General features: G+C 69.5%; 11 protein-coding genes. 3 read left to right on the top strand and 8 right to left on the bottom strand.

Going from position 1 to position 14,926, the window contains the following annotated elements; all coding sequences use genetic code 11:
* Positions 1-35: 35 nt before the first annotated feature.
* The 3 genes from IPK71_11355 to IPK71_11345 form a co-directional block, all read right to left on the bottom strand.
* Positions 36-2,324 (bottom strand): bifunctional salicylyl-CoA 5-hydroxylase/oxidoreductase, encoded by a 2,289-nt coding sequence (locus IPK71_11355; GenBank protein MBK8214335.1) that lies wholly within the window; start codon positions 2,322-2,324, stop codon positions 36-38.
* Between the two features lie 35 nt (positions 2,325-2,359).
* Positions 2,360-3,514, bottom strand: a complete 1,155-nt coding sequence (locus tag IPK71_11350) for a tryptophan 2,3-dioxygenase (GenBank protein ID MBK8214334.1) — start codon at positions 3,512-3,514, stop codon at positions 2,360-2,362.
* 203 nt (positions 3,515-3,717) lie between these two features.
* Complete coding sequence (locus IPK71_11345; protein ID MBK8214333.1) at positions 3,718-4,647, bottom strand: LysR family transcriptional regulator; 930 nt, start codon at positions 4,645-4,647, stop codon at positions 3,718-3,720.
* Between the two features lie 161 nt (positions 4,648-4,808).
* Here IPK71_11345 and IPK71_11340 point away from each other — a divergent pair, with 161 nt between their 5' ends.
* From IPK71_11340 to asnB, 3 genes are read left to right on the top strand one after another with little or no spacing between them, the layout of a single operon-like run.
* Positions 4,809-6,116, top strand: coding sequence for a 6-phosphofructokinase (locus IPK71_11340; GenBank protein MBK8214332.1), 1,308 nt, complete (start codon positions 4,809-4,811; stop codon positions 6,114-6,116).
* A 44-nt stretch (positions 6,117-6,160) separates the two neighbouring features.
* Positions 6,161-7,669 carry a hypothetical protein gene (locus IPK71_11335; GenBank protein MBK8214331.1) on the top strand — a complete coding sequence of 503 codons (1,509 nt, stop codon included), beginning with the start codon at positions 6,161-6,163 and terminating at the stop codon, positions 7,667-7,669.
* Positions 7,669-9,570, top strand: coding sequence for an asparagine synthase (glutamine-hydrolyzing) (gene asnB / locus IPK71_11330; GenBank protein ID MBK8214330.1), 1,902 nt, complete (start codon positions 7,669-7,671; stop codon positions 9,568-9,570). The genes IPK71_11335 and asnB overlap by 1 nt, the downstream gene beginning before the upstream one ends.
* Before the next feature lie 22 nt (positions 9,571-9,592).
* Here the strand turns inward: asnB and IPK71_11325 are convergent, their stop codons facing one another.
* The 5 genes from IPK71_11325 to IPK71_11305 all read right to left on the bottom strand — a co-directional run bounded on the left by IPK71_11325 (position 9,593) and on the right by IPK71_11305 (position 14,888).
* Complete coding sequence (locus IPK71_11325) at positions 9,593-10,219, bottom strand: hypothetical protein (GenBank protein ID MBK8214329.1); 627 nt, start codon at positions 10,217-10,219, stop codon at positions 9,593-9,595.
* Positions 10,216-10,788: a SurA N-terminal domain-containing protein gene (locus IPK71_11320; protein ID MBK8214328.1), complete on the bottom strand. Its 573-nt coding sequence runs from the start codon at positions 10,786-10,788 to the stop codon at positions 10,216-10,218. The genes IPK71_11325 and IPK71_11320 overlap by 4 nt, the downstream gene beginning before the upstream one ends.
* Positions 10,785-11,702: a hypothetical protein gene (locus IPK71_11315; protein ID MBK8214327.1), complete on the bottom strand. Its 918-nt coding sequence runs from the start codon at positions 11,700-11,702 to the stop codon at positions 10,785-10,787. Before IPK71_11315 ends, IPK71_11320 begins: the two co-directional genes overlap by 4 nt.
* Before the next feature lie 74 nt (positions 11,703-11,776).
* Positions 11,777-12,979 carry a hypothetical protein gene (locus tag IPK71_11310; protein ID MBK8214326.1) on the bottom strand — a complete coding sequence of 401 codons (1,203 nt, stop codon included), beginning with the start codon at positions 12,977-12,979 and terminating at the stop codon, positions 11,777-11,779.
* A gap of 16 nt (positions 12,980-12,995) precedes the next feature.
* On the bottom strand, positions 12,996-14,888 hold the full coding sequence (locus IPK71_11305; protein ID MBK8214325.1) for a DnaJ domain-containing protein: 1,893 nt from the start codon (positions 14,886-14,888) through the stop codon (positions 12,996-12,998).
* Positions 14,889-14,926 lie beyond the last annotated feature (38 nt).

Below are 14,926 nucleotides of genomic sequence, written 5' to 3'. Positions count from 1 at the left end.
CGAGTCCCCCGGGAGCGGCGCCTCCCGCACCCGGCTCAGGCCTCGCCGATCGGGGTCTGGGCCTTCTTGATCGAGCGCTCGAGCTGGAGCCTGCCCGCCTCGTAGGGCTTGGGCCAGGGGACGCCGTGCCCCTGCTCGGCCGCCGCGTGCACCGTGAAGAACGGATCGGCGAGGTGCGGGCGCGCGAGGGCGCAGAGATCGGCGCGCCCCGCGGCCACGATCGTGTTCACGTGGTCGAGCTCGGTGATGTTGCCGACGGCGATCGTTGGAACGTTGATTTCATTGCGAATTTTGTCCGAGAACGGCACCTGGAACATGCGCCCGTACACGGGCTGCTCCTCTTTGCTCACCTGCCCCGAAGAGACGTGCACGATGTCGGCCGAGGCCTCTTTGAAGAGGCGGGCCACGTCCGCCGCGGCGCCCGGGTCGATGCCTCCGGGGACCCAATCGTGGGCGGAGAGGCGCACCGACATCGGCCTGTCACCCCACGCCTCGCGCATCGCGCGGAACACCTCGAGTGGGAAGCGGCAGCGGTTCTCGAGCGAGCCGCCGTACTCGTCCTCGCGGACGTTCGTGAGCGGCGAGATGAACGCCGAGAGCAGGTACCCGTGCGCGCAGTGGAGCTCCAAGACGTCGAAGCCGCACACGATCGCGCGCTTCGTGGCGGCGACGAACTGGGCCTTCACGGCGTCCATGTCGGCGCGGGTCATCGCGCGGGGCGCGTGAGAGACGCCCTTCCAGTACGGGATGGCCGACGGCGCGAGGAGCTCCCAGCCCCCCTCCGTGACCGGCACGTCGACGCCCTCCCAGGGGACCTTCGTCGAGCCCTTGGGCCCGGCGTGACCGAGCTGGATGGCGATCTTGGTCTTCCCCTGGGCGTGGACGAACGCGACGATGCGCTTCCAGGCGGCGACCTGCTCGTCGTTCCACAGGCCCGTGCAGCCCGGCGTGATGCGCCCTTCGGGGGCGACGCCGGTCATCTCCGTGACGATGAGCCCCACCCCGCCGAGCGCGCGGCTCCCGTAGTGGACGAGGTGGAAGTCGTCCGGCACTCCGTCTTTTGCAGAGTACATGCACATGGGCGACATGACGACGCGGTTCTCGAGCGTCACGTTGCGCAAGGTGTACGGCGTGAACATGGGCGGCACGGGCTTGTCGCCCGAGAGGCCGGCCTTCTTCGCGAAGTAGCGGTCGACCCCTTGGACGTAGGCCGGATCGCGGACCTTCAGGTTCTCGTGGCCGATGCGCTGGCTCCCCGTCAGCAAGGAGAACACGAACTGCTCGGGCTCGAGGCCGGTGTAGCGCTCGATGTCCTCGAACCAGGTCATGCGGTTCCGCGCCGCGCTCTGGAGCTTGAGCGCCTCGACCTCGCGCTCGGCTTGGTAGCGCGCGAGCCGCTCGGGGATGGTGCCCGACTCGCGCGTGAGCACACGAGAGAGGGCGATCGCGTCCTCCATGGCGAGCTTCGTGCCGGAGCCGATCGCAAAGTGCGCGGTGTGCGCGGCGTCCCCGATGAGCACGACGTTGTCTTTGAACCAACGCTCGCAGAGCACGCGGTTGAACTTGAGCCAGACGGCCGAGCCGCGGAGGTGCTTCGCGTTCGACACGAGCCGCTCGCCGTCGAGCAGCTTCCCGAAGAGCTTCTCGCAGTACGCGACGGACTCGCTCGCCTCCATGGCGTCGAGGCCGGCCTTCTTCCAGGTCTCCTCCGGGGTCTCGACGATGAACGTCGACCAGTCGTCGTCGAAGCGGTACGCGTGCAGGTTGAACCAGCCGTGCTCGGTCTCTTCGAAGGCGAAGGTGAAGGCGTCGAGCTTCTTCTTGGTGCCGAGCCAGATGAAGCGGCACTTCCGGACGTCGATGCGCGGGTTGTAGTGCGCCTCGTGCTTCTGCCGCGTGACCGAGTGCACCCCGTCCGAGCCGACGACGAGGTCGTACTCTTTGGCGTAGGTGTCGGGGTCGTCGACGTTCTCTTCGAACGCGAGCTCGACCCCGAGCTCCGTGGCGCGCGCCTGGAGGATCTGGAGCAGCTTCATGCGCGAGATGCCGCAGAAGCCGTGCCCCGACGAGCGCGTCAGCGTTCCCTTGTAGTGCACATCGATGTCGTCCCAGTGGCGGAACGCGCGCTCGATCTCCTCGACGACCTGAGGATCGGCCTCGCGGAAGCCGTCCATGGTCTTGTCCGAGAAGACGACCCCCCAGCCGAACGTGTCGTCCGGGCGGTTCCGCTCGACCACCTTCACGTGGCACGAGGGGTCCGCCTTCTTCATCAGGATCGAGAAGTAGAGGCCCGCAGGCCCTCCACCGAGGCACACGATGCGCATGAGTACTCCGCGAACGTTCGAGAGAGGACCTCTGTCTACAGGAAAGCCGGGCCGGGAGCGCCCGAAACCGCCGCATTCTTAGCGAAGAAACCGTACTGCTCGGATGCCTCGAGGGGCGGGAGGGCTTCGGTCTTCACGAGCAGCGTGCGCACGGCCCAAACGTCCCGGAAAATGCGGTACTTCAGCGCGGTACCGTCGAGGTAGTCGACGCCCGCCGAGCCGCCCGTGCCGGTCCGCCTGCCGATGACGCGCTCCACCATCCGCGCGTGGCGCTGGCGGAACATGACGAACGACTGCTCGAAGGCGACGAGCGCCTCGATGACGGCGCGCGGCCACGAGAGCAAGGGCGCCTCGCGGTAGCTCTCGATGAACACGAGCGCGGCGCGGATGCGGGACGCACGCGCCCTGTCGGCCTCTGGGACGTCCTCGGCGAAGAGGAAGGCACGCGCCGACGCGATCTCGCCCTCGTAGCGGGCCTCGAGGCGCGCCGCGTCCTCGGCGGTCACCGAGGTCTCTCGCGCGACGGCGAGGGTCTCGCGCGCGCTCTTCGCGTGCGACGCGCAGTACGCCTCGAGGAACGCGCGCACACGCGCCGCATCCCCGGGGGCGTCGGGCATCGAGCCCTGAATAGGTGTACGATACAGCCAATCGGAGACCGCCGAGAGCAGGGTGGGCGCGTCCGCGAGGCGAGCCTCGACGCGCTTCGACGCGGGGGAGTCCGAGCCGTCCGCGTTCTTCAGCATCTTCATGTAGCTCTTCTCGTGCCCGAGCGGGATGCGCTCCGCCTCGGAGAGCCCGGCCAAGATCTCGATCTCGCGGAGCTGCGCGGACTGGAACCCGCTCGCGGGGTGGAGCTTGTCCCGGAACGTGAGGTAGTCCCGCGTGGTCATCGTCTCCATGAGCCCGAGGTGGTGCGCCGCGTGCTGCATCACCACCGTCATGCGGTCGATGCTCCGCACGGCCGTGGCGAGGGACTGCTCGGGCACGTGCTCGGCACGGAAGAGATCGCGCGCGCCCTGGAGCTCGCGCAGGACGAGCCGAAGCCACAGCTCCTCGACCTGGTGGATGGTGATGAACATCACCTCGTCGTTCGAGAGCTTCGAGGCATCACCCACGAGGCCACCCTGGAGCGAGAGCAGCTCCTCGACTTTGATGTAGTCCCAGTACGTCGTCGGCTTCTTGGTCGTCATGGGGCGGAGTCTTGGGCGAAAACCACGACGCCGACAAGCGCGCCCGGCGCCCCGACCGCTGCACCGGTTGCGCACGCGGCGGGGCCCCCTCGGCAAGGCCTGCACCGCCACTCAAACGCCTGAAATTAATCTACTTTTCGTCGCGATTCGGCGCGCCGTTCGTGCCGGCCCGAAGCCCTCGGCGAAGACGTCGAAGCGAGACCTCAGGGTTTCTTAGCCGACTCGGTGCCTTCGAGGAGGAGCTCTCGGACCGCGCGGAGGCGCGCCGCCTCTCGGTGGCTCTTTCGCCACGCGAGGTAGATGACGTTCGTCGCGCGCCTGCGGCCTTTGGGCTGCGCCTTGCCCATCGTGAGGACCACGAGCTCGCCCTTCTCCACCGAGGGGTCGGCCATGTGGTTCGGCACGATGCCGATGCCCACGTCGGCCTTGGCGAGATCGAGGATCTGGTCGAGATCCCGCACGGTGCACACCACCTTGCCGCGGAACGTCGCCTTCGGTCCGACGACCGCCCGGAGCCAGACGTCTTGCATGCGCGCGGTCGGATCGAACAGCACGAACCTGTGAGCCTCGAGCTCCGACGGCGTCTCGGGCTCGCCGTAACGCGAGAGGTACGCCGGCGAGGCGACGGCGACGAGCTCCTCGCGGTAGATGGGGACGGCCTCGACGGCGGGCGACTCGGGCGCGGCCACCAAGATGGCGAAGTCGATCTCGCCCGACACGAGGGTCTTCTCGACCTGATCGTTCTTGGCGAAGCGCACGTCGAGCGAGAGCTCTCCGTAGGCCTTGGCCGCGGCCGCGATGCGAGGCAAAAGCCACATGCGGCAGAAGACGTCGGGCCCCCCGATCGTGACGGCGCCGCGCACCACGTCCGACTCGCCCGTGAACACCTCGATGCGCTCGTCGATCTGCGCGATGAGCGGCCCGAGCCCCTCGACGAGCGCCTCCGCGTCGCGCGTCATGCGGACGCCTCGGCCCGCCTTCTCGAAGAGGATCGTCCCGAGCTCGGCCTCGAGCATCTTCACGTGCTGGCTCACCGCGGAGGGCGTCACGTGCAGGCGCTCGGCCGCGGCCGCGAACGTGGGCTCACGCGCGATTCGGACGAGGACGCGGAGGTGCTCGAGGTTCACGGCCATGCCCATCGTTCTACCGCGAGCCCCATCGCCACGTCCCGCGCCGCGGCACGAACGGGCCGAGCCCGTTCACGGACCGACCCAAGCGCCCGAATTTTGCCCAAAACGCAGGGAGAACACTCTCACCTCTTTTCAGAGTTACGTTTTGAGCTAAAGAGCCGATCATGTCGATCAAAGCTCCTCCTGGCAAGCTCGCCATCGTCGTCGGCGGAGGCCCCGCCCCCGGCATCAACAGCGTGATCGGCGCGGCCACGATTCGGGCGTGCCTCTCGGGCGTCCCGGTGCTCGGTGTGCTCGACGGCTACAAGCACCTCATGAAGGGCGACACGAGCAAGGTCATCCCGCTCGGGATCCAGAACGTGAGCCGCATCCACTTCCGCGGCGGGTCGCACCTCGGCATCTCGCGCGCGAACCCCACGCGCGTCCCGAACGGCGTCGAGAACGCCGTGAAGGCGCTCCGCGACCTCGGCGTCACCATGGTCGTCAGCATCGGCGGCGACGGCACCTGTTTCCTCGCGACCGAGCTCGCGCGGGTCTCGAGCGGGGAGCTCCGCGTCGTGCACGTGCCGAAGACGATCGACAACGACATCGACCTGCCCCGCGAGGAGTTCACCTTCGGCTTTCAGACGGCGAGGCACGTCGGCGTGTCGATCGTCGAGAACCTCATGGTGGACGCGAAGACCACGGGGCGCTGGTATTTCGCGGTCGCCATGGGCCACAAGGCGGGGCACCTAGCGCTCGGCATCGGCAAGGCCGCCGGGGCCACGCTCACCCTCATCGGCGAAGAGTTCGCCGAGAAGGGCAAGAAGGTGAAGCTCGATCGCGTCGCCGACACCCTCGTCGGCGCCATGGTGAAGCGGCTCGCGAGCGGCAAGCCGCACGGCATCGCGGTGCTCGCCGAGGGCCTCGTCGACGTGCTCGACGAGAAGGACCTCGAAGAGAGCGGCGGCATCTTCCGCGACGAACAAGGTCACGCGGCCATCTCCGACATCGACATCGGGACGCTCGTGCGTGACCGCGTGCGCACCAAGCTCAAGGAGATGGGCATCCCGCTCACCGTGGTCACGAAGAACCTCGGCTACGAGCTCCGCTGCGCCGATCCGATCCCGTTCGACATGGAGTACGCGCGCGACCTCGGGCACTCGGCCGCGAGGTTCGTGATCGAGGGCGGCTCGGGCGCGGTGGTCACCATGCACGCCGACAAATTCCGGGCGATCCCCTTCTCGGACATGCTCACCCCCGAGGGGCGCACGCGCGTCCGCATGGTCGACCTCGGGTCCGATCGGTACCGCATCGCCTGGGGATACATGGTGCGCCTGAAGCGTGAGGATTTCGAGGACGAGGACGTGCTCCGCGAGCTCGCGATGACGGCCAAGATGTCCCCCGAGGCGTTCCGAGAGCGATTTTACCCGGTCACCGAGCGCGAGCCCCGCATCCTCCCGCTCTACACCACGCTGAACGCGACGTCGTGAGCACGAGGCACGGCCCGCGCCCGCTCGTGGGGTAAGCTCCGGGCATGTCCGAGGAGGCGGCGATCGCGCCGAGCGGGGTCTTTCGCGCGCCGAGCACGTGGCTCGTGGCGGTGAAGCTCGCCCTCGTGCGTGACGTCCCGGCCCTGTCGGTCGACGGGTTCCGTGTGGCCGCGGGGCTCGTGGTGCTCGCGTACTTCGCGAGGCACCTCGCCGAGGTGGGCCTCTACCATGGCCCGGACGGGCTCGTTCCGCACGAGGTCTCGCGCGAGGTTTTTCCGTTCACGGTCGAGCCGCTCTTCGCGCTCGTCGGCCGGAGCGCCCTCGCGGTCCGAGCGGTCTATGCGGGCGCGTGTGCGCTCTCCGTGTTGCTGGTGCTCGGCGTTCGGCCGAGGCTCGTGGCGTTCGCGCTCTACCTCGTCGCCGTCGCGACGTACCGGCACGATTTCCTCGTGATGGGCGTCGACGACGTCCTCGTTCACCTCGCGCTCTTCTGGCTCACGCTCCTCCCGACGGGGGCGACCCTCACCCTCGAAGAGCGCGCGGGAGGCCTCCGCACGACCCTCGAACGATGGCGCGGCGCGCGGGTGCGCGGCACGATGGTGAGGCTCTTCCTCGCGAACCTCGGGCTCCTCTACTTCGTCGCGGGAGCGAGCAAGTGGACGAGCCCGATGTGGCGCTCGGGGGAGGCGCTCTTCGCGGTGCTCTCGCTCCCCATGAGCCACGTCGCGGAGGCGATGCGTCCGACTTTGGCCCCATGGCTCCGAGCCGGCACCTACGCGACGCTCTTCGTCGAGCCGCTCTTGCCGCTCGGCATCGCGCTCTCGTCCGACGCGCGTGTCCGTCGTGCGCTCGTCGTGAGCGTGGTCGTGCTCCACCTGAGCATCGTCGCGACGGTCGACGTGCCCTTCGCGAACCTCCTCTGCCTCGCCGCGATTCCCCTGTACTTTCGGCACGTTAAGAGAGCACCAAAGTCCACCCGCGCCGTTCGGATGCGCCCCTCGGAGATCTTCGCGTCGGCCGTCGTGGGGACGCTCGCGGCCGCGATGGCCTCTGCCTTCGTCACGCCGCCGTGGCGCGCGCCGGAGCTCGACGGGCCGAGAGGCAAGGCAGCGCTCGTCCGCGGCGCGACGGCCGAGACCGGCGGGGCCACGCAGACCGCGCTCTTCGGGGCGCTCTTCGCGGTGGGCCTCGTGCAGCAGTACCGCCTCCTCGACTGGATCGACGATCGCAACTTCGCCGTCGAGGTCACGGTCCACACGAGCGGAGCCCACCCGGAGATCGTCCCCTTCGCGCGCGTCGCCCCGCGCGACATGCGCTCCTCCATCCTGCTCGGCTACCTCGGCGGTGTCACCTGGATGCCCATCGCCGAAGAGCACGCGCCCAAGGTGCGCGAGGCCATCGCGGAGCGTCTGGGGGCGCGTGCCTGCCGCGCCCTGCCGGGGGCCACCGAGCTCACGATCGAGGCGAATTTCCGCCGTACCGGGCTCCCCGACGTCGCCCCCACGCGGCACGTCGTGCTCGCCGCGCACGCCTGCACCGAGGAGGCTCGCTGATGTGCGGCATCGTCGCGATCGTGTCCCCGCGTGTCCCCGTCGAGCCGGATCGCATCACGCGCGCGCTCGACCGCATCGCGCATCGTGGCCCCGACGGGCGCGGCGTCTACCTCGCCCCCTCCCGGCGCGCGGCGCTCGGGCACGTGCGGCTCGCCATCGTCGACCTCGCCCATGGCGCGCAGCCCTTCGTGTCGACCGACGGGGCGACGGCGGCGGTCGTGAACGGCGAAATCTACGACTCCGTGCGCCTGCTCGGTGATCTCCGCGCGCGTGGCCACGACGTGCGGACCCGCTCCGACAGCGAGATCGCGCTCCACGCCTACCGCGAGCTCGGCGACGACTGCACGCGGCTCTTCCGCGGCGAGCTCGCGATGGCCATCTGGGACGAGGCCCGGGGCAGGCTCTTTTGCGCGCGCGACCGCTTCGGCATCAAGCCCCTCTTCTACGCCGAGCACGAGGGCGCCGTGCTGGTCGCCTCGGAGGCGAAGGCCCTCTTCGCCGCGGGGCTCCCGGCGGTCTGGGACGACGACGGCGTCTACCGCGCGATGCACCTCGCCCTCCCGAACGACCGCACGCTCTTCCACAAGGTCCGCCAGGTTCCCCCGGGTCACACGCTCGTCGTCGAGGGCGGGAAGGTCTCGCTCCGATCGTACTGGGACGCCGAGTTCCCCGCACGCGGACGCACGCGCAAGACGAGCCTGCCCGAGGCCGTGCACGAGGTCGGGCTCGCCCTCGAGGACGCCGTGCGCACGCGGCTCCGCGCCGACGTCCCTATCGGGTGCTACCTCTCGGGCGGGGTCGACTCGTCGTCCGTGCTCGGGCTCGCGCAGAGGCTCGGCGCACGCGGGCTGCGCGCGTTCACGGTCTCCTTCGACGACGACGCGTTCGACGAGAAGGGGCCCGCGGCACGCATGGCCGCCCACGCCGGTGTGCCCCTCGACGTGGTCCACGTCCCGCGCAGCGCGTTCGCCGACGACTTCCGCGCCGGCGTCGAGGTCGCCGAGATCCCGCCGTACAACGGGCACGCCCCGGCGCGATACTTCTTGAGCCGCGCGGTCCGCGACGCCGGGCTCAAGGTCGTGCTCGGAGGCGAAGGTGCCGACGAGCTCTTCGCGGGGTACGCCTTCCTACGCGCCGCGCTCGGCGAACGAAGCGGCCCGCCGCGTACCCTCGGCGAGAGGGTCAAGAGCGCCTTCAACCCCATGAATTCACGCGCATTTTCGAGCATCGGCGAGTTCTCCCCGCTCCTCGCGCTGGTGCTCCGCGCGGTGGGCTTTTCGGGGGAGACGCTCGCGTACCTCGGCGAGAAGGTCGACACCGTGAGGGGCCTGCTCGCGCCCGACTTCGTCTCGCGCCACACGCGCATCGACCCGTACCGGGACCTCCTCGGCACGATGCCCCTGGGTCGCCTCGCGCGCGCCGAGCCGTTCCGAGCCCTCACCTACCTCTGGATGAAGACCCACTTCGTCGGCTACGTGCTCGCCGCGGAGCGCCTCGACATGGCCCACGGCGTCGAGCAACGGCTCCCGTTCCTCGATCATCGCCTGTTCGAGGCGGTGCGCGATCTTCCGCGCGAGCTCCTCTTCCGCGAGGGGCGCGAGAAGGCCCTCCTCAGGCTCGCCGTAGCCGACGTCGTCACGCGCGAGATCCGCGACGCACGAAAGCAGCCCTTCCATGCGCCACCCGGGGTCACGGGCCCCGGCAGCGCCATCGCCGAGCTCACGCGCGACCTCGTCACGAGCCGCAGGTTCCGAGATCTTCCGTTCTTCCGCGCCGACGCCATCCTGAAGCTCCTCGACGAGCTCGATGGCTCGAGCGCCGAGGTGCGCGCCCGCTTCGATCCGCTCTACTTCTTCGTCTCGGGCATGGCGGTCCTCGCCGACACGCTGTCCCTCTCGTGAGGGCGCCTCGCAGGTACGGGCCCTACGGACCTTCTTCGACGACGAAGGTGACCTTCGAGCCTTGGCCCGACGGGGTGATCTCGTAGGTGACTCGCGTGGCGCGTTTCCCGTGTTTTTGGCACGCCTCGGCGAGCACGTCGGCGGTCGCGCGGACGCGCGCGAGGTCCAAGCCAGCCCCCACGTCGGTCGCTGCCCTTCGTTCGTCAGGAGTGAGCGACTCTCCGCCCACGATCTCTACGACGACGGGCCGACGTTCACGAACCGTGTACACCAAGACCACCCCTCGAGGCGTCAGCGAGGCGTGCACCTCCACGTCGTCGACGCCACCTCGAGCGAAGAGGCTCTGGATGTCTCTGCGAACGATGTCGGGATGGAAGGTGCCGCCGACCTTGGAGTCGAGGGTGCCTGCAAGCGTGGCTTCGGAGAGCCGCTCTCTCCCACGAAAACACACACCGGCGACCTTCGCGCCGATCATGTCGTCGCGTGTCGCGCTCTTCTTCTCGTCCGCCGGCAACGGGCACGGATCGACGGTCTTCGCCACGGGAGGGCGAGCCACGGGAGGCACGAACGAGGCGGCCGCGGGCGAGCTCGGCCTGCACCCGGGGAGCGCGAGCAAGAGCGCCACGGCGACGTGCTCGATCCGCGTCATAGCCTCACGTCCACGTAGGTCGCTTCGCGGAGCGCTCGCAGCCACGCCACCCGCTCACGCTGGAGCGCCGCAGGCTCTTTCGTGCTCGCGGCGGCCTGGCGAGGGAATCGACGCTGCAAGAGCTTCATCTCGAGGATTTGCCTCCCGAGCTCGGCGCGGTAGGCGGCCTGAGGCATACCTTGGCGCTCGGCCTCCGACAGGAGCTCCGCCGGCGATACGTTGCCTTGCGCCGCGATCATGGCGATCGCCCGATCGATCTCCTCGCGCTCGACCACGACGTTCGCGGCCTTCGCGGCCTCTGCGAGGAGGACCTCGTCGATCATGCGATCGAGCAGCTCTCGGTTGAGGGCCGCGTAGGCGGCCGCGCGCTCGCCGGCCGATCGCTTCTGGGCGTCGACCTGCTTCTGGAACGGGACGAGGCGCAGCCGGAGCTCGGACAGGGTGATGGCGCGAGCTCCGACGACGGCCACGATGCGGTCGACGAGCACGTCGGCACGCGCCTCGGCCGGGAGCGCGCCGAGCGCCACGACGAGCACCACGGAGCTCCCCCATCGCGCGCGGCGAGTCATGGTTCGGCCTCGATCGTGACGGTAATGAAGGTGTCACTCGGCACGGCCTGGAGGGAGAGATCGACGCGCCGGAAGAGGCCGAGCGCGAGCAGCTGCACCTTCGCGCGCTCGAGCGCGGTCTCGTTGAACGCCTGCCCCTCGGTCACGTGGAGGGCCTGCCGGATCGCCGCGTGCGTGGCGTCGGGCGCGACGATTCGGATCCGCGCGATGGTGGTGTGCCCCATGCGGCGAATCGGCACGGTCACGTTCACGACGGACCGCGCGAGGTCGAGCGAGGTCTCGGGATCGGCCTGCACGTTGGCGTAACCTGCGTCACGGTAAATCCGCCGAACCTCCTGCAACTCTCGCACGAAGACGTCCCGCGCGAAGACGTCGCCCTCGCGTAGGGAGATCTTCGATCGGAGCCCCGCTTTTCCCCCGAGCGGAGCGACGACCTTGCCGTCGAGGCGCTCCTCGATCACGAGCTTCCCCAGGCGGAACTGCGGACCTTCCGCCACCTTGACGTGGACATCGAGGGACGTGTCGGTGTGCTCGAGCCGCGGTGGCTCGATGGCGACCTGGAGGTAGCCCCGGTCGTAGTAGAGGGCCGTCAGGAAGAGCACGTCGCGCTCGAGGACCTGGGCATTCGCGATACCGCGGGTATCCGGAGTGTCCTTGTCGATGAGCATGGCGGCGAGGAGGTCCTTCGAGGGCACCTTGTCGTTGCCCTCGAAGAGCACGCGGAGAGCGCGCGGCGCTCGATGGACGCGAGGCTCTGGGCTCGCGAGGGCCACGGGAGGAGCGCTGACGGTCGCCGGTGGCTGCGCGGTCGTACGAGGCTCGAGGCCCCGCGACGTGCCCGCGTTCGTGCCGCCGCAGGCCACGCCCACCCACGACACGACGAGGATCGCGCGGAGGGAGGACGTTCGCGGCATACGTACGGTAGACCACGAATTCCGCGGGGGCGCGAGCGCTCGCGCGACACGAGACCGAAAGCGTGGTGTGACGCCTACGGGGCTGGGCCCACCGACGCGCTCTCACCCGCGAGGGCTCCCCCGTCGCCGCTCGGCGCGCTCGCGGGAGGAGCGTCATCCTCGTAGGCCGCAAAGAGCCGCGGTCTCCCGAAACGCGCGGCGGCCTCCACGCGCGGGCCACGCCCCAGGGCCACGGCGAACGCGAAGCCGTTCTCGTCGCTCACGAGGGCCGAATGCAAGATGCGGTTCTCGCGGTTCGGGTGCACACGCAGGTCGACGCGCCCGCCGAGGGCGAGGTACCTGTCGAAGGGCCCGACGTGGTCGTGCGAAAGCGGAAACCCCTCGTGGCGGAGCGCGTCGCGCAGGCGGTCCGTGGCGCGGAACGAGCCACCCTTCTTCGAGACCACGGGCCGACCGTGGAGCCGAATTCGCCGGTCGTCGTAGGCGATCGCGACGAGCCGGTGAGCCTCGTTCGCTCGCAGCCACACAGCGAGGCGCCTTCCGTGGCCGCTGCCCTCTTCGAACGCGTAGTGCGAGTCGAGGAACGCCACGGTCGTGACCTCGCTCGGGATCGGGGCCTCTTGGATGGCGGCGAGCACGAGCGACCCACCTCCGCTGTGCGATGCCCACACGACCGATGCGCGCGGCACGAACGCGATGGGCTCCGCGAGCACCGATCGTGCGGTCGGGCGACCTTCGTGTTTGACCCACGTGGGCCACGAGAGGCCCTTCTCTTCGACGACCGCGAGCACCACGTTCGTGTCGGGCATCGCGGCGCGGAGGAGCCTCGTCTGAGCCAACACGTGCTGGATGTCGTACCGGAACGCCTCTCCGTCGGCCCGCCGGCGCCCCAGCGTCTCTTCGAGGGTGTTGCCGTTAGGTGTAGCATACACGATGGCGAGCGTCGGCCGCTCGAGGTCGAACCCGGGCCCGACGTTCACCGCCGAGCGCCCCCACGCGGTGGTCCGCACACGCACACGCTCCCCACGAAGGCCAGGCTCGAGCCCGAAGGGGTCCACGCTCGCGGCGTGAACGTCCCCTCCCGCGTCCGTCGTCACGTCGCTCGACCCATCGGCTCCGCCTTCGGCCGCGCGCGGCTCTTCGAGCTTGGCCGGCCCCGCCTCGATGCCGCTCGGCCACGAGGGGACGGCCTTCGGGGCGACGCACGACGCCATGACCACCACGGCGAGCGAGCCCCACGCGAGGCCGAAGAGCCCCGCCGTCGCACCTCTACCCACCTCCGTCGACCTCGCGTTACTTCTTGAAAAGTTTGCCGAAGAGCCCGCCGATCGAGTCGGCCTTGGGCGCTTGGGCGGCGGTGGCGCGCATGCCGTGCAGGCGAATCTCGCGAGCCGCGTCGAGGTTGTGCGGGTTGATCTCGACGGCCTTCTTGAGGTCTTTGATGGCGGCCTTCATGTTGTCGACGCGCTTGTGCAACATGCCGCGGTAGAAGTACGCGCGCTCGCAGTTGGCGTTCAGCTTGATGGCTTCGTCGAGCTTGGTGATGAGCGCGAGGGTCTTGTCGCGGTTCTGGTTCGTGGGCTTCTGCGAGTCGAGCCAGGTGACGAGCGCGAGGTAGTCGGCCTGCTCCGGGTCGGCCGCGAGGGCCTTCCGCGCGAGCTCCTCGCCCTGCGCCGTGTCGTTCCTCTTGAGGAAGATGAGGGCCTTCTGGAAGTTGTTCGACGCCTCGAGGAGCTCTTGCACCTTCTGCTGCTCGTCGGCCGAGCCGAGGCCATCCTTCAGCGCCTTGTCGTAGTCGGCGCGGCGCGCCGGATCGGTGAGGACCGCGTTCGCTTCGCTGAGCCGCGCGAAGACCTTGGAGCACGCGTCGCGGACGTCGGACATGGCCGATGGGAGCTTGTCGGGGTGCCACACCTTCGCGAGCGCGATGAACGCCTTTTGGATGTCCTCGCGCGGGGCCGTGCTCGCCACACCGAGGGCTTCGTAGTGGTTCTGTTGGTCGATCGTATCGGCCTTGGTGAGGATCTTGGATCGAAGGCCGTCCTCGGCCACGCGGCCCGGCGGGCTCGATCGTGGGCCCTCACCGGGCCTCACCGAGGCGGGCGGCGCGGCGGACATGCGCACCGAGGGGGGCGCGGCCGAGAGCCTCGACGACGACGGAGGCCCCGACGCCGGAGGCGGGGGAATGGGCGAGCGCGGCGCACCGAGCGGCATGGGTACGGCGGCCGCTTCGGCCGGAATGGGCGCGGCGGGGGGTACGACCGGCCTCAGGTCGTTCGGGAGATCGTAGGCGCGGGGCATGGGGCTCATGCGCGAGTCCGGGCGCACCGGGACGTGCTCCTCGACGATGGCCGGGCCACGGGTCACCTGGCGCGCTTGGAGCTGCACACGCGCGACCTGCTGGCTCGCCGGCGGAGGCATCGGCGCCATCCGCGAAGGCTCGGGCGCGTCGACGAGCTCGAGCTGCTTCGTGATCAGCAGGAAATACGCGAGGAGCTGGGCCATGTGCGGGACGGTGAGGCCCATGGTCGCGAGCTCGGCCATCCGCACCGGCCGGTGACGCATCTGCTCGGCGGCCGAGAGCTCGCCCTGCGCGAACCCACAGCGCTCGGGCGCGGCGTGCGCGGCGAGGCGCATGCCCATCGCCTGAACGCGAGCCACCGTCACGTTGACGTGGTCCCACGAGGGATTTCGGCACACGCCGCCCCACAGCACGCGGAGCGGATCGACCTGGACGATCTCGCTCCCGCCGAAGCCGGAGAGCGTGTCGTGGCCCTCGTAGAAGGCAAAATGCGAGTCGAACGGGAACTCGAAGAGGTGGAGGAGCTTGGCCTCGAGCTGGGCGGTGAGCCCGCCGAGCAGGGTGTCGTGGCCGATGACCCCCATCGTCACGAGGATCTGCCCCTGCAGTACGCCGGTCGAAAAGCGCTGCTCGATCGACTGCGCGGCCTGCTCGGGCGTGATCACCCGGTGCTCCACGAGGATCGCGCCGAGCGTGGCGACTCCGTCGGAGGTACGCGCCTTTTGGGGGATGCCCTCGACGAACACGACCGTACCGGCGCCCCCATCGGGGCGGCGCAGCTCGAGCGACCCGGTCATGCGACGCTCCATCACGTACACGAGCACGTGCGCGAGCGGCGTCTTGGCCAGCAGACCCTCGGCAGTCGGCGGAGGCAAGGCATCCATGGGACAGCGTTTAGAACTACCTCGCCTTCCCCCGTCGC

Source organism: Myxococcales bacterium, from assembly GCA_016712525.1.
Lineage (GTDB): Bacteria > Myxococcota_A > Polyangia > Polyangiales > Polyangiaceae > JAAFHV01.
This window is presented reverse-complemented; position numbering and strand designations above follow the sequence as displayed.

Coding starts and splice junctions, on each gene's coding strand:
- IPK71_11315 (MBK8214327.1), bottom strand. CDS start 11,702: ATGCCGCGAACGTCCTCCCTCCGCGCGATCCTCGTCGTGTCGTGGGTG.
- IPK71_11355 (MBK8214335.1), bottom strand. CDS start 2,324: ATGCGCATCGTGTGCCTCGGTGGAGGGCCTGCGGGCCTCTACTTCTCG.
- IPK71_11340 (MBK8214332.1), top strand. CDS start 4,809: ATGTCGATCAAAGCTCCTCCTGGCAAGCTCGCCATCGTCGTCGGCGGA.
- IPK71_11350 (MBK8214334.1), bottom strand. CDS start 3,514: ATGACGACCAAGAAGCCGACGACGTACTGGGACTACATCAAAGTCGAG.
- IPK71_11305 (MBK8214325.1), bottom strand. CDS start 14,888: ATGGATGCCTTGCCTCCGCCGACTGCCGAGGGTCTGCTGGCCAAGACG.
- IPK71_11335 (MBK8214331.1), top strand. CDS start 6,161: ATGTCCGAGGAGGCGGCGATCGCGCCGAGCGGGGTCTTTCGCGCGCCG.
- asnB (MBK8214330.1), top strand. CDS start 7,669: ATGTGCGGCATCGTCGCGATCGTGTCCCCGCGTGTCCCCGTCGAGCCG.
- IPK71_11320 (MBK8214328.1), bottom strand. CDS start 10,788: ATGACTCGCCGCGCGCGATGGGGGAGCTCCGTGGTGCTCGTCGTGGCG.
- IPK71_11345 (MBK8214333.1), bottom strand. CDS start 4,647: ATGGCCGTGAACCTCGAGCACCTCCGCGTCCTCGTCCGAATCGCGCGT.
- IPK71_11325 (MBK8214329.1), bottom strand. CDS start 10,219: ATGACGCGGATCGAGCACGTCGCCGTGGCGCTCTTGCTCGCGCTCCCC.